At 65.6% G+C, this 14064-nt stretch carries 16 protein-coding genes; 8 read left to right on the forward strand and 8 right to left on the reverse strand.

Going from position 1 to position 14064, the window contains the following annotated elements:
- Nucleotides 1-136: 136 nt before the first annotated feature.
- Both KBW95_RS15135 and KBW95_RS15140 read right to left on the reverse strand, forming a co-directional pair.
- A complete protein-coding gene (locus tag KBW95_RS15135) occupies nt 137-760 on the reverse strand; it encodes a lytic transglycosylase domain-containing protein (RefSeq protein WP_211528652.1) in 624 nt (207 codons plus the stop codon).
- Complete coding sequence (locus KBW95_RS15140; protein WP_211528653.1) at nt 760-2478, reverse strand: proline--tRNA ligase; 1719 nt, start codon at nt 2476-2478, stop codon at nt 760-762. Before KBW95_RS15140 ends, KBW95_RS15135 begins: the two co-directional genes overlap by 1 nt.
- A 205-nt stretch (nt 2479-2683) precedes the next feature.
- Here KBW95_RS15140 and KBW95_RS15145 point away from each other — a divergent pair, with 205 nt between their 5' ends.
- On the forward strand, nt 2684-3319 hold the full coding sequence (locus KBW95_RS15145; protein WP_211524129.1) for an RNA pyrophosphohydrolase: 636 nt from the start codon (nt 2684-2686) through the stop codon (nt 3317-3319).
- A gap of 206 nt (nt 3320-3525) precedes the next feature.
- Nucleotides 3526-3954 carry a DUF1841 family protein gene (locus KBW95_RS15150; RefSeq protein WP_211524128.1) on the forward strand — a complete coding sequence of 143 codons (429 nt, stop codon included), beginning with the start codon at nt 3526-3528 and terminating at the stop codon, nt 3952-3954.
- A 6-nt stretch (nt 3955-3960) separates the two neighbouring features.
- Here KBW95_RS15150 and KBW95_RS15155 read toward each other — a convergent pair whose 3' ends face one another.
- The 4 genes from KBW95_RS15155 to KBW95_RS15170 form a co-directional block, all read right to left on the reverse strand.
- Nucleotides 3961-5475, reverse strand: a complete 1515-nt coding sequence (locus KBW95_RS15155) for a SulP family inorganic anion transporter (RefSeq protein WP_211528654.1) — start codon at nt 5473-5475, stop codon at nt 3961-3963.
- 82 nt (nt 5476-5557) lie between these two features.
- Nucleotides 5558-6481: an alpha/beta fold hydrolase gene (locus KBW95_RS15160; RefSeq protein WP_211524126.1), complete on the reverse strand. Its 924-nt coding sequence runs from the start codon at nt 6479-6481 to the stop codon at nt 5558-5560.
- An 84-nt stretch (nt 6482-6565) separates the two neighbouring features.
- Nucleotides 6566-6907, reverse strand: coding sequence for a cytochrome c (locus tag KBW95_RS15165; protein WP_211524125.1), 342 nt, complete (start codon nt 6905-6907; stop codon nt 6566-6568).
- 8 nt (nt 6908-6915) lie between these two features.
- A complete protein-coding gene (locus KBW95_RS15170) occupies nt 6916-7254 on the reverse strand; it encodes a cytochrome c (protein WP_211524124.1) in 339 nt (112 codons plus the stop codon).
- A gap of 176 nt (nt 7255-7430) precedes the next feature.
- Here KBW95_RS15170 and KBW95_RS15175 point away from each other — a divergent pair, with 176 nt between their 5' ends.
- The 5 genes from KBW95_RS15175 to KBW95_RS15195 all read left to right on the forward strand — a co-directional run bounded on the left by KBW95_RS15175 (nt 7431) and on the right by KBW95_RS15195 (nt 12426).
- Nucleotides 7431-8285, forward strand: a complete 855-nt coding sequence (locus tag KBW95_RS15175) for a MoxR family ATPase (RefSeq protein ID WP_211524123.1) — start codon at nt 7431-7433, stop codon at nt 8283-8285.
- A complete protein-coding gene (locus KBW95_RS15180) occupies nt 8282-8869 on the forward strand; it encodes a GNAT family N-acetyltransferase (protein ID WP_211524122.1) in 588 nt (195 codons plus the stop codon). Before KBW95_RS15175 ends, KBW95_RS15180 begins: the two co-directional genes overlap by 4 nt.
- A gap of 4 nt (nt 8870-8873) precedes the next feature.
- Entirely contained in the window at nt 8874-10043 is a 1170-nt protein-coding gene (locus KBW95_RS15185; RefSeq protein ID WP_211528655.1) for a VWA domain-containing protein, read from the forward strand.
- Nucleotides 10044-10115: 72 nt separating this feature from the next.
- Nucleotides 10116-11306: a cation:proton antiporter gene (locus KBW95_RS15190; protein WP_211528656.1), complete on the forward strand. Its 1191-nt coding sequence runs from the start codon at nt 10116-10118 to the stop codon at nt 11304-11306.
- The gene (locus tag KBW95_RS15195) at nt 11296-12426 is read left to right on the forward strand and encodes a YbdK family carboxylate-amine ligase (protein WP_211528657.1); all 1131 of its coding nucleotides are present in this window, start codon (nt 11296-11298) and stop codon (nt 12424-12426) included. The genes KBW95_RS15190 and KBW95_RS15195 overlap by 11 nt, the downstream gene beginning before the upstream one ends.
- 134 nt (nt 12427-12560) lie before the next feature.
- Here the strand turns inward: KBW95_RS15195 and KBW95_RS15200 are convergent, their stop codons facing one another.
- Nucleotides 12561-12905, reverse strand: a complete 345-nt coding sequence (locus KBW95_RS15200; protein ID WP_211528658.1) for an antibiotic biosynthesis monooxygenase — start codon at nt 12903-12905, stop codon at nt 12561-12563.
- Nucleotides 12886-13233 (reverse strand): NIPSNAP family protein, encoded by a 348-nt coding sequence (locus tag KBW95_RS15205; protein ID WP_211528659.1) that lies wholly within the window; start codon nt 13231-13233, stop codon nt 12886-12888. The genes KBW95_RS15200 and KBW95_RS15205 overlap by 20 nt, the downstream gene beginning before the upstream one ends.
- Nucleotides 13234-13306: 73 nt before the next feature.
- Between KBW95_RS15205 and KBW95_RS15210 the strand changes: the two genes are divergently transcribed.
- Nucleotides 13307-13984, forward strand: a complete 678-nt coding sequence (locus KBW95_RS15210) for a helix-turn-helix transcriptional regulator (RefSeq protein ID WP_211528660.1) — start codon at nt 13307-13309, stop codon at nt 13982-13984.
- The last annotated feature ends 80 nt before the right edge of the window (nt 13985-14064 follow it).

Genomic DNA, 14064 nt, shown 5'->3' on the forward strand with positions numbered 1-14064 from the left:
TCCGGCGAAGGCCGGAACCCAAGTTTGCGTGCGCCGCCACAAACCTCAAACGCGAGTGGAGCGCAACGAACTTGGGTTCCGGCCTGCGCCGGAACGACGGTCTTGAGGGTAACGGGAGAACAAGGCTAACGGCTGTTCAAAGAGTGGGCTTGAATTCCCACTTCTTCCACGCCGCAAACACCGCATTCGGATACTGCGGCTTCCCCCGGCTGCCGTTATACCTCCCCAGCGCGAAGTAAAGATCGCCTTTCTCCATGTCGATGTACATGCGCAGGATCGAGCAGCCGTAACGCAGGTTGGTCTGCATGTGGAACAGCTTGCGCCGGTCCCCATCGCCGATCACCCTGGTCCAGAACGGCATCACCTGCATGTAGCCGCGCGCCCCCGCGATCGAGATGGCGTACTTGCGGTAGGCCGACTCCACCTGGATCAGCCCCAGCACCATGGCCGGATCGAGCCCGGCGCGGGTCGACTCGTACCACACCGTTTCGAGGAATTCGGTGCGCGAGAATGCGTCCGGGATGCGCTTGGCCAGACGCCGCGACATCTCGTCGAACCACTGCTGGTAACGCTGGCGCGCCGCCTCGGTGCGCAGCACCGGCTTGGGAGGACGGGCGTCGGCGATGGCATTGGCCAGCGCCAGGCGCACCGAGTCGGCCATCGCCTCCTCTTTCTGGTTACCGGCGTGCGCCGCCCCGCCGAGCACGAGCCCGGCTGCGAGCAGCACGCCTCCCAGCCAGGAGGCAGGACGAACAAGCATCACTTGCCCAGCTTGTCCTTGATGAAGCCGACCATGTCGCCGACGGCCACACTGGTCGCTTCCGCATCGCGGCGGCCCTGGTATTCCAGGTTGCCTTCCTTGAGGCCGCGCTCGCCGATCACCACGCGGTGCGGCACGCCGATCAGCTCCCAGTCCGCGAACATCGCGCCCGGACGCAGGCCGCGGTCGTCGACGATCACGTCCACGCCGGCCGCCTGCAGTTCGGCGTACAGCTTCTCGGTCTGCTCCTTGACCATCTCGCTGCGGTCCAGGCCCATCGGGCACAGCACCAGCTCGAAGGGAGCGATGGCGTCCGGCCAGACAATCCCCTTGTCGTCGAAGTTCTGCTCGATCGCCGCGCCCAGGATGCGGGTCACGCCGATGCCGTAGCAGCCCATCTGCAGCGCCACCGGCTTGCCGCCTTCGTCCAGGTAGGTCGCGCCCATCGCTTCCGAGTAGGCGGTGCCGAGCTGGAACACGTGGCCCACTTCGATGCCGCGCTCGATCGCCAGCACGCCCTTGCCGTCCGGCGAAGCGTCGCCTTCGACCACGTTGCGCAGGTCGGCCACGATCGGCTCGGCCACGTCGCGGCCCCAATTGGCGCCGGTGTAGTGGTAGTCCGCCTCGTTGGCGCCGCACACGAAGTCGCCCATGTTGGCGACGGTGCGGTCGGCCACGACCTTGACCGGCAGCTTGGTGTTGATCGGGCCCAGGTAGCCCGGCACGGTGCCGTAGGCTTCCTGGATCTCGGCTTCGGTCGAGAAGCGGAAGTCCTTCAGGCCCGCAACCTTGGTGACCTTGATCTCATTCAGCTCGTGGTCGGCGCGCAGCAGCAGCAGCCAGTATTCCTTCTTGCCTTCGTTCTCGACGGTCAGGGCGATGCTCTTGACGTGGTGCTGGAGCGGGATGTTCAGCAGCTCGGCCACGGCTTCGCACTTGGTCTTGCCCGGGGTCGAGGTCTTGGTCAGCTGCTGGGCGGCCACGCCGCGTTCGCCCAGGGCCAGCGCTTCGGCGGCCTCGATGTTGGCCGCGAAATCGGAGGTCGGGCAGTAAACCAGCGCGTCTTCGCCGGTGCTGGCGATGACGTGGAATTCATGCGAGCCGGTGCCGCCGATGGCGCCGTTGTCGGCCGCCACCGCGCGGAACTTCAGGCCAAAGCGGTTGAAGATCCTGGTGTAGGCGTCGAACATGGTCTGGTAGGACACCTGCATGCCGGCGACGTCGCGGTCGAAGGAATAGGCGTCCTTCATCGTGAACTCGCGGCCGCGCATCAGGCCGAAGCGCGGACGGCGCTCGTCGCGGAACTTGGTCTGGATGTGGTAGAAGTTGATCGGCAGCTGGCGGTAGGACTTCAGCTCGCTACGCACCACGTCGGTGACCACTTCTTCCGAAGTCGGCTGGATGGCGTAGTCGCGGCCGTGACGGTCTTTGACGCGCATCAGTTCCGGACCCATCTTGTCCCAGCGGCCGGTTTCCTGCCACAGTTCGGCCGGCTGGACGACCGGCATCAGCAGTTCGATCGCACCTGCACGGTTCATTTCCTCGCGGATGATATTTTCGACCTTGCGGATGATGCGCAGGCCCATCGGCATGTAGGTGTAAATACCGGAGCCCAGGCGCTTGATCATCCCGGCGCGCATCATCAGCTGGTGACTGACGATCTCAGCATCGGAAGGCGCTTCTTTAAGAGTTGAAATAAAAAATCGTGAGGCGCGCATATCGGTGAATTCTTTTTAAAAAGAGAGAGTTATAATCGACCTTAATTTTAAAGGATTAGCCGGCTGATGCGTCCAAACTTTCTACAAATGGGTTCGAGACAGGCAGCGCCTGCCGCGCAAGCGGTGCGGGCCCTTCCAAGGGCGCTGTATTTGTAGGTAAAAATATAAGGATCGTACCGCCGGCAGAAAGTTTCGAGGTGCACTTATGCTCGATCGTGAAGGGTTTCGCCCCAACGTCGGCATCATCCTGCTGAACGCCAACAACGAGGTGTGGTGGGGCAAGCGGGTGCGCGAGCACTCGTGGCAATTTCCGCAAGGGGGTATCAAATACGGCGAGACGCCGGAACAGGCGATGTACCGCGAGCTGGAGGAAGAAATCGGCTTGCGCCAGGAACATGTAAAGATCATTGGCCGCACCCGCGACTGGCTGCGCTACGAAGTGCCCGACCACTTCATCAAGCGCGAGATTCGGGGGCACTACCGCGGCCAGAAGCAGATCTGGTTCTTGTTGCGCATGGTAGCGCGCGACAACGACGTGAACCTGCGCCTGACCGACCACCCCGAATTCGACGCCTGGCGCTGGCATGACTACTGGGTGCCGCTGGACGTGGTGATCGAATTCAAGCGCGACGTCTACCAGCGCGCGCTGCAGGAATTGTCGCGTTTTATCACCTGGCCGAAGGGTGGCCATGGCGAGCGCCGCCATTCGGCGCGCTACCTGCGCCAGCCGCACGGCCGGGGCCAGGGGGGCGCCAAACCGTCCCAGCAGCAGCCTGCCATGGCGGCTGCCGCGGCGGGGCCGGCAGCGCCGGACTCGCTGGTGTTGGCGCCGGACAAGTAATTAGGCGCCAACAGTCATTCATGCGCGCGCCGCATGATCGGGAGTGAGGCAGGCAACACCGCTTCATTCCCCTTCTTCTCTGGGATTCCGCTCGGAATCTCCGGATGCCCTTCCTTACGCTCAGCTGAATCGGGAGGGAGGAGCCGGCAGCCGGCGCGCCATCGCGCTACAATGCCGGCTTCCCGTCTTTTTACACTCCCCCAGCCATGTTCACACCGTCCTCGCACGACGTGCGCCGCTTTTTCTGCGAAGCCCTGCGCAAGCACCGCAACGGCGAGATCCTGACCCCGATGGACGCGATCGCGGCCGATTGGATCGCCCAGCATCCCGAATACCACGAGGAGCTCGAGGACATCGAGGCGGCCATCGCGCGCGACTATTCGGTCGAAGGCGGCAAGCCGAATCCCTTCCTGCACCTGTCGATGCACCTGTCCATCGTCGAGCAGGTCTCGATCGACCAGCCGCGCGGCATCAAGGCCGCGCACGACGCCCTGGTGGCCAGGCGCGGCGAGCACGACGCCCACCACGAGATCATGGAATGCTTGGGCGAGATGATCTGGGCTTCGCAGCGCAACGGCGTCCCCCCGGACACCGAGAGCTACATCGAGTGCGTGCGCCGGCGCGCCTTCGCCTGATGTCGTTCAGCCCAGCTTATTGTCCGCGACGTGGTAGCGCGGATCCTCCAGCACGTTGACCTCGACCATGTCCCGCGCCTTGTCCAGCAGTTCCCGGCAGTCCGGGCTCAGGTGGCGCAGGTGCAGGCGCTTGCCCAGCTGGCGGTAGCGCTCCGCCAGCGCGTCGATGGCCTGGATGGCCGAATGGTCGGCCACGCGCGCGCGGCGGAATTCGATCACCACATCCTCGGGATCGTCCCTGGGCGTGAACAGCTGCTGGAAGTTGCTCACCGACGCGAAGAACAGCGTGCCCTCCAGCTCATAGACTTTCCATCCCTGCGCGTCGACGAAGGCGCCCGCCCTCACCTGCCTGGCATGCTGCCAGGCGAACACCAGGGCCGAGACGATCACTCCGGCCAGCACCGCCACCGCGAGGTCAAAGGCCAGGGTGACGCCGGCCACCAGCACGATCACCAGCGCATCCGCGCGCGGCACCTTGCCGAACAGGCGGAAGGTGCCCCACTCGAAGGTCTTTTCGCACACCACGAACATCACGCCGATCAGGGCCGCCAGCGGGATCCGCTCGATCCAGCTCGAACCTACCAGGATGAAGGACAGCAGGAACAGCGAGGCGGCGATGCCCGACAGGCGCCCCGTGGCGCCGCTGTTCACGTTGATCATGCTCTGGCCGATCAGGGCGCATCCGCCCATACCGCCGAACAGCCCGGTGACCACATTGGACGCGCCCAGCGCCAGGCATTCGCGGTTCGGCTGGCCGCGGGTATCGGTGATCTCGTCGATCAGGGTCAGGGTCAGCAGCGATTCGATCAGGCCGACGCCGGCCATCACCAGCGCGTAGGGGAAGACGATGCGCAAGGTCTCGAGCGTGAACGGCACCTCGGGCAGCGCGAAGGACGGCAGGCCGCCGGCGATCGAGCCGAGGTCGCCCACGGTCTTGGTCTCGATGCCGAGCAGCGCGCAGCCGGCGGTAGCGGCCAGGATGCCGACCAGGGTGGCCGGCACGGCCTTGGTGATGCGCGGCGTCAGGTAGATCACGGCCATGGTCACGGCCACCACGCCGAGCATGGTCGCCAGCGCGGCGCCTTCCATCCACTGAGGCGCGCCGTCCGGGCCGGGAGTCTTGAAGTGGCCGAACTGGGCGATGAAGATCACCAGCGCCAGGCCGTTGACGAAGCCGAGCATGACCGGATGCGGCACCATGCGGATGAACTTGCCCAGGCGGGCGGCGGCGAACAGCAGCTGCAGCACGCCCATCAGGACCACGGCGGCGAACAGGTATTGGGGGCCATGCCGGACCACCAGCGCGGTCATGACCACCGCCAGCGAGCCGGCGGCGGCGGAGATCATGCCGGGGCGGCCGCCGAAGGCGGAGGTGATCAGGGCGACCAGCACGGCGGCATACAGGCCGGTGAGCGGCGAGACGTGGGCGACCAGGGCGAAGGCGATGGCTTCGGGGACCAGGGCCAGGGCGACGGTGAGGCCGCTGAGCAGGTTGGTTTTGAGGTGGGTGGGGGATAACACGGGGACTCCAGGTGATTCGGTGCGCGCAAGAGCTGGCTGTATTTACGCAAACCAATACCGTCCGCAGCAAAGGGCCCGTATGTTACCAGCCCAACGCCTTCCGAAACGCCAGATAATCTTCCGCCACCTGCCGGTCCCGCTCCAGCATCGGCAAATGTCCCACCCCCGGCATGACGATCACCTTCGCCTGCGGCATCGAGCGCGCGAGCGCCGCGGCCCCCGACACGTGCAGCACGCGGTCCTGCGCTCCCCACACGATCAGCGCCGGCGCCTTCACGGCGCCCGGCGCCGGGCTGCGGTTGACGTCCACGAAGATCCGCTCATGCAGCGCCTGATAGCGCAGCGATTCCTGCGCGATCACATTCCTGACGAAGCCCGGCATGAAAGGCGGATCCGCCATCACCACCTCGAACAGCTCCGCGAACTCCTCCTCGTTTTTGGCCATCAGCACATTGCGCCCGCCCGCCGCGACGCTCCTGGCCACTTCGCCCGGCTCGGCCCCCGGCACGCCGTTCGGCGCCAGCAGCCACAGGCTGCGCGTCTGTTCCGGATACAGCGCGGCATAGTGCAGCGCGATCTGCCCGCCCATCGAGCTGCCGCCCAGGTGCGCGGCATCGACGCCAAGCTGCCGCAAGAACGCATGCATCCTGCGCGCGTGCGCCGCCGGCGTGTAGTCGGCTCCCGGCGGATGACCGGATTCGCCGAAGCCCAGCAGGTCGGGCACGATCACCCGGTAATGCCCCGTGAGGGAACGCGCCGTGCGCGTGAAGTGGTCCTTGTTGCCACGGAATCCGTGCAGCAGCAACAGGGGTTCGCCCTTCCCGCCCTCCAGGTAGACGATGCGCTCACCACCGGGCAGCACCAGCTCCTTGCGCTCGAGTCCCGACAGCTTGCGGTCCAGCGTGAAGAGGGTTTCGGCCACCTGTACCGGCGTGAAAAAGGCCAGGGCGGCGAAGGCGGCCAGCACCGCCACGACGAGGAGATGGATCGAAGGCAGGCGCGTCATGGGCTTATCCCGAATGAATGGAGCGTAAAAACGACAAACCCCTCCGGTGGAGGGGTTCGCAGTGCCGCAGCCGGAACAGCCGGCTTATTTGCTCGTGACGAGCTGCGACGGCAGGCTGGCCAGGTAGGCGCCGATGTCGGCCATGTCCTGGTTCGACAGCGGCTGCACCTGGGCCGCCATGATCGGGTTGACGCGGCCGTTGGTGCCGTTGCCGCGCTTGTAGGCGCGCAGGGCGTGGGCCAGGTAGTCCGCATGCTGGCCGGCCAGCTTCGGATAGGTCGGGTCGATCGGCTTGTTGTAGTCGGCGCCATGGCAGGCGGCGCAGTTGTACTTCTTGACCAGGTTCTCGCCCTTGGCGACGTCGGCCGCCGATGCGGCGCTCATGCAGAAGGCGCCAACGATCAGCGCGGAAATCAGTTTTTTCATGGCTGTCCTTATCGCTTGGTGGCTTCGGTCTGCTGGGCGTAGTAGGCCGCCACGTCGGCGATGTCCTGGTCGCTCATGGACGAGGCGATGCCGGTCATCGAGGGATGCTTGCGGTCGCCCTTGCGGTAGGCCTTCAGGGCGGATTCGATGTACTTGGCGGACTGGCCGCCGATCTTCGGAACCTGGTACACCTCGGGGAAAGCGGTCTTGTAGCCGCCGGGGATACCGTGGCAGCCGATGCACATTTCGATTTTGCTGCGTGCGGACTTCGGGTCTCCGACGACGTCCGCTGCTGCCGCGGCGCTGGCGCACGCGGCCAGTACCAATACTGCTACAAAGTTTTTCATGGTGTGGCTCGTTAGTTGTAATTCGAATACCGCAAACGCACAAAAAGTTAGCAAATGGTCCACCAACCTGTCGATTCTATCTGAAGAGTTGGCACCAGTCTACAAACCGTGCGTAGGGTAACGGGGTCCGTTCTGGCATATACTCGATGTCATTTCATTCTCATTTGTCACCCGCGATGCAAGCTTCCCAACGCTTCGAAGGCAGCGACAACTACGTCGCCACCGCTGACCTGAAACTGGCCGTCAACGCCGCGCTCACCCTCGGCCGTCCCCTCCTGATCAAGGGCGAACCCGGCACCGGCAAGACCATGCTGGCCGAGGAAGTGGCGGCCGCGCTCGACATGCCGCTGCTGCAGTGGCACGTGAAGTCGACCACCAAGGCGCAGCAGGGCCTGTACGAATACGACGCCGTCTCGCGCCTGCGCGATTCGCAGCTGGGCGACGAGCGCGTGCGCGACATCCACAACTACATCGTCAAGGGCGTGCTGTGGCAGGCCTTCACCGCGCCGGAGCCGGTGGTGCTGCTGATCGACGAGATCGACAAGGCCGACATCGAGTTCCCGAACGACCTGCTGCGCGAACTGGACCGCATGGAGTTCTATGTCTACGAGACCCGCGAAATGGTCGTGGCCAGGCACCGCCCGCTGGTGATCATCACCTCGAACAACGAGAAGGAACTGCCGGACGCCTTCCTGCGCCGCTGCTTCTTCCACTACATTAAATTCCCGGACCGCGAGACGATGGCCGACATCGTCAAGGTCCACTTCCCGACCCTCAAGCAGGACCTGCTGGCCGCGGCGCTGCAGAGCTTCTACGAGCTGCGCGAGGTCGCCGGCATCAAGAAGAAACCCTCGACCTCGGAATTCCTCGACTGGCTCAAGCTGCTGCTGGCCGAGGACATCCCGGCCGAGGCCCTGCGCAGCCAGGATGCGAAAGCCGTGGTGCCGCCTTTGGCCGGCGCCCTGCTGAAGAACGAGCAGGACGTGCACCTGTTCGAGCGCCTGGTCTACATGTCGAGGACCAACCGATGATCCGCGTGACCCCGGTCACCCTGGAATTCAACGGCGTCCGCCTGGAACCGCTGGCGATGCACCACGCCGAAGCCTTGCGCGCCGCCGCCAGCGACGGCGAACTGTGGAAGCTGCGCGTCACCAGCGTGCCGGAACCGCACGACACCGAGCAGTACATCGCCACCGCGCTCGACACGCGCAACCGCCTGGCCTTCGCCGTCATCGATGCCGCATCAAGCACGGTGCTGGGCACCACCAGCTACCACGACATCGTGCCGGATATCGGCCGGGTCGAGATCGGCTACACCTGGTACGCCAAGCGGGTGCAGCGCACCCACGTCAACACCAGCTGCAAGCTGCTGCTGATGTCGCACGCCTTCGACACCCTCGGCTGCGGCGTGGTGGGCTGGCGCACCGACTGCGAGAACTTCGCCTCCCAGGCTGCCATCGAGCGCCTGGGCGCCAAGAAGGACGGCGTGCTGCGCCACCACCACATGCGGCGCGACGGCACGGTGCGCGACACCGTCATGTACAGCGTCGTGCGCGCGGAGTGGCCGGCGATCAAGTCCTACCTGCACGAGAGGCTGGCGCGCCACGCGAGGTAAGCACATGCTGATCGATTTCTTCTACGCCCTGCGCGACGCCAAGGTGCCGGTCACGATCAAGGAATTCCTGACCATGCTCGAGGCCATGCAAGAGCAGGTCATCGCGCCCTCGCTCGACGAGTTCTATTTCCTCGCGCGCCTGACGCTGGTGAAGGACGAGGCCCACTTCGACAAATTCGACCGCGCTTTCGGCGCCTACTTCAAGGGCGTGAACGCGGTGTTCGACGAGAAGGCCGAGATTCCGCTCGACTGGCTGCTCAAGCGCTTCGAGCGCGAGCTGACGCCCGAGCAGAAGGCCCAGCTGGAAAAGCTCGGCTACGACAAGCTGCAGCAGCGCCTCGAAGAACTGCTGAAGGAGCAAAAAGGGCGTCACGAAGGCGGCAACAAGTGGATCGGCACCGGCGGCACCTCGCCCTTCGGCAACGGCGGCACCAATCCGGAAGGCATCCGCATCGGCGGCCAGGGACGCAACCGCACGGCGGTGAAGGTGTGGGAGCAGCGCAGCTACCGCGACTACGACGACGAGCGCGAGCTCGGCACGCGCAACATCAAGGTGGCCCTGCGGCGCCTGCGCCGCTTCGCGCGCACCGGGGCGGCCGACGAGCTGGCGCTGGACGACACCATCCGCGCCACCGCCAGCAACGCGGGCTACCTCGACATCCGCATGCAGCCCGAGCGCAAGAACCGCATCAAGGTGGTGATGCTGCTGGATGTCGGCGGCTCGATGGACGACCACATCGAGCGCGTGGAGGAACTGTTCTCGGCGTCGAAGAACGAGTTCAAGAACATGGAGTTCTATTACTTCCACAACTGTGTCTACGACTACCTGTGGAAGAACAACCGGCGCCGCCACAGCGAGCGCTTCCCGACCTGGGACGTGCTGCGCAAGTATCCGTCCGATACCCGCGTGATTTTTGTGGGCGACGCCACCATGAGCCCTTACGAGGTGCTGGCGCCGGGCGGTTCGGTCGAGTACAACAACGAGGAAGCCGGCGCGGCCTGGCTGGCGCGCTTCACCAATGCCTTCCCCAAGTTCGCCTGGCTGAACCCGGAGCCGGAGAACCTGTGGCAGTACCGCCAGTCGATCGCCGTGATCCGCCAGATCATGAATAACCGGATGTTCCCGATCACCCTCGAAGGCCTGGAGCGGGCCATGAGACTGCTCAGCAAATAAGAGCACTCCTACGCGCAATCGTGCGCGCAGGCTTCCTTGTAAAATTGGCAAAACCTTATTCGGGGGATGCCAATGCCTGACCTGCTGTCCGTGTTGACAAGTCTTGCGTGGCCGCTCGCCATGGCGCTCGCCTGGCTGGCCGGCGAATTCGGGCAGCGCTGGACCGGCCTGCCGCGCATCAGCTTCTATGGCCTGGTCGGCTTCGCGCTGGCCCATCCGCAGATCGGCGTGCTGCCGATGCCGGACGCGGGCGCCATCTCGCTGCTGGCGGACATCGCCTTCGGCCTGATCCTGTTCGAACTCGGCTACCGCATCAACCTGCGCTGGCTGCGCATCAATCCCTGGGTGGGCGTGGCCGGGCTGGCGGAAGCCGGGCTGACCTTCATCGCCGTCTACCTGGTCGCCATCGCCTTCGGCAGCGCCGAGATGACGGCCTTGATGATGGCCGCGCTGGCGATGGGCACCTCGCCCGCCACCGTGGTCCGCATCGTCAACGAACAGCGCAGCTCGGGCCAGATGACCGAGCGCGTGCTGCACCTGTCGGCCCAGAACTGCGTGCTGGCGGTGTTCGCCTTCAACGCCATCGTCGGCTACTGGATCTTCCGCACCTACGAAGCGGTGCCGGAAGCGCTGTGGCAGAGCACCGTGATGCTGGCCGGTTCGATCCTGGTCGGCGCGTTGTTCGGCATCGTGGTGCCAGCCCTGCTGCGCGCGATCCGCAACCCGGGCCACGACGCCACCGTCGCCTTCGCGCTGGCGGTGGTGCTGGTCGTCGCGATTTGCGACGTCGCCTCCCTGTCGCCGGTGGTCGCTTCGCTGGCCTTCGGCCTGGCCGCGCGCCACCGCCGCATCGCCTTCAGCCAGGCGCAGCGCAACTTCGGCCCGCTGGGCGAACTCCTGACCGTGCTGCTGTTCCTCTACGCCGCCTCGACCCTGAACTGGCGCACCGTGATGGAAGGCAGCACGCTCGCCGTGGCCGTGGTGCTGGTGCGCATGCTCACCAAGACCGTCGGCGTGACCGCCTTCGCGCATTTGTCCGGCATTTCCTGGCGCAAGGGCGCGCTCACGGGCCTGGGCCTGGCGCCGCTGTCGGTGTTCGTGATCCTGCTGCTCGAGCATGCGCGCCATGCGGGCGTGACGGTGGTGGAGGAATTGCGGGCGATGGCGGGGGTGACCATGCTGCTCGAAGTCTTCGGCCCGATCATCATCCAGCGCGCGCTGTTCTGGGCGCGCGAAGCACCGGAGCCCAACCATGCCGCTTGAAGCCTTTGCCGCCTCCCAGCCGCTGACCTTCGGGGTCGAGCTGGAACTGCAGCTGGTCAGCTTGTCGGATTTCGACCTGACCGCGGCCAGCCCCGACCTGCTGCACCTGCTGAACCGCAAGCCCTTCCCGGGCAACGTGACGCCCGAGATCACCGAGAGCATGATCGAGATTAACTCGAGCGTGCAAACCGCCTACGGGCCGCTGCTGGCCGAACTGATCGAGATCCGCGACACCCTGGTGGCGGCAAGCGACACCCTCAACATCGGCATCGCCGGCGGCGGCACCCATCCCTTCCAGCACTGGTCGGAACGGCGCATTTCGGCCAAGCCGCGCTACGAATACCTGTCGCAGCTGTACGGCTACCTGGCGAAGCAGTTCACCGTGTTCGGCCAGCACGTGCACATCGGCTGCGCCAGCGGCGACGATGCGCTGTTCCTGCTGCATGCGCTGGGGCGCTACATTCCTCACTTCATCGCCCTCTCAAGCTCCTCGCCCTTCGTGCAGGGGCACGACAGCGGCTTCGACTCGGCGCGCCTGAATTCCGTGTTCGCCTTCCCGATGAGCGGACGCGCGCCCTTCATGCTGTCCTGGCAGGAGTTCAACGAGGTCTTCTTCGCCAAGATGGAGCGGACGAAGATCATCAAGAGCATGAAGGACTTCTACTGGGACCTGCGGCCCAAGCCCGAATACGGAACCATCGAGCTGCGCGTGTGCGACACGCCGCTCACGGTGGAGCGCGCCGCCGCGCTGGCCGGCTACCTGCAGGCGCTGTGCCGCCACCTGCTAGCGCGCGGCGAGGAGGCGCCGGTGGAGGACGATTACCTCGTCTACAACTACAACCGCTTCCAGGCCTGCCGCTTCGGGCTGGAAGGGACGGTCACGCTGCCCAAGAGCTACGAGAACGTCTCGCTGCGCGAGGACATCCTGGCGACCCTGGAAAAGATGGTGCCGCATGCGGAGGTGCTGGGCAGCATGGATGCGCTCCAGCACCTCGCCGCGGCGGCCAGGGAAGGTACTGACGCCTCGCTGCTGCGGCGCTATTACGAGCGCGACGGCAGCGTGGAGGCGATGGTGAACGCCGCCATCGGGCGCTTCCGCGGTGAGCGGCGCTTCCGCTGACCACGGCGCAGCGTAGGGTGGACGGGTTTCCCGTCCACGCGGTGATCGCAACAGGCTCCGATGTCGTCCTTGATGATCTCGCCGCAAACTATCACCGCGTGGACGGCAAAGCCGGCTGCGCGCCCCGGTCCACCCTACGGATGTGCCGTCCGTGAATCCGGCGGCGCCTCGTCGCGCTCGTGCAGGCCGTAGTCGCGCAGTACAGCGGCCACGCGTAGCCGGTAGTCGCGGAATATCCCGCCTCGCCCTGCCGCCTGGGCTTCGCGGTGCGCGTCCAGCGTGCGCCAGCGCTTGACCGCTTCCTCGTCGCGCCAGAACGACAGCGACAGGATCCTGCCCGGCCGCGACAGCGATTCGAAACGCTCGATCGAAATGAAGCCGTCGATGGTTTCCAGCTGCGCCTTCAGGCGCGCCGCGATGTCGAGGTAGGCCTGGCGCTGCGCCGCTTCCGGCTCGACCTCAAATATGACCGCGATCACGCCAGCCTCCCGGGCGCAGGGTGTTGTCGACCACCTCGGTGAAGGTGCGCTGTTCGCGCAGGATGAAGCGCTGCTCCTGGGCCATGGCGAAGTTGGCGCGCGCTTCCTCGTCCGTCCTCAGGCGGGCGCGGTAGGCCTCGTAGGCGGCCAGGCTGTCGAAGGCGATCAGTCCCCATGCCTCGTCGTTGGTGCCTTCGTGCGGCAGGAAGTAGCCGAGCAGGTCGCCGCCGCAGCGCGGAATGACGCGGCCCCAGTTTTCGGCATACACGCGGAATTGCTCCTTCTGGAAGGGATCGATCTGGTAGCGGATGAAGCAGGTGATGGTCATGTGGACTCCTTGTGTTCTGGAGGCACTACTGTAGCCCTTGGCCCCTGCGCGATGCTTCGGCTAAGATCGAAGCATGAGAGACGGACCAAACATCACTGCCATCGCCGCCTTGATCGGTGACCACGCCAGGGCCCAGGTGCTCAACCTGCTCATGGCCGGGAAGGCGCTCACCGCGACCGAGCTGGCCGATGCGGCCGGCGTCACGCGCCAGACCATCAGTACCCACCTGGCCAAGCTGGTCGATGCCGGCTTGCTGGAGGTCGAGGCCCAGGGGCGGCACCGCTACTTCCGCATCGCAGGCGCCGACGTGGCGCAGATGCTGGAGTCGCTGATGGGCGTGGCCTTTGGCGTCGGCTCGCTGCCGCTCCAGCCGGGGCCGCGCGAACCCGCCTTGCGCAAGGCGCGGGTGTGCTACGACCACCTGGCGGGGGAGCTGGGGGTGTTGGTCTATGAACGGCTGGCGGCGCGGGGCGCATTCGGGATCGGGGCGGACGGTATCGTGCTAACGGAAACGGGAGAACGCATGGCCGCCGAACTCGGGATTGAATCGGGAGCGTTAAGCAAAGGACGGCGGCCGGTTTGCCGCACCTGCCTGGATTGGAGCGAGCGGCGCCATCATCTGGCCGGGCTGCTCGGCGGCGCGATCCTGGATCGCTGCGAACAGCTGGGCTGGGCGCGGCGGCTGCCGCAGACGCGGGTGATGGCGTTCAGCGCGGCCGGTGAGGCGGCCTTGCGCGATTGGCTCGGTTAGCGTTTCCCAACTTACATTTCTACCTTTAACCTCAAGACCGTCGGGCCCGCCGCGGGCGGGGGGGGGGGGGGTGGGGGGGG

Origin of the sequence: Massilia sp. ZL223, from assembly GCF_018119395.1 — a bacterium.
In the GTDB taxonomy this organism is placed as follows: domain Bacteria; phylum Pseudomonadota; class Gammaproteobacteria; order Burkholderiales; family Burkholderiaceae_D; genus Telluria.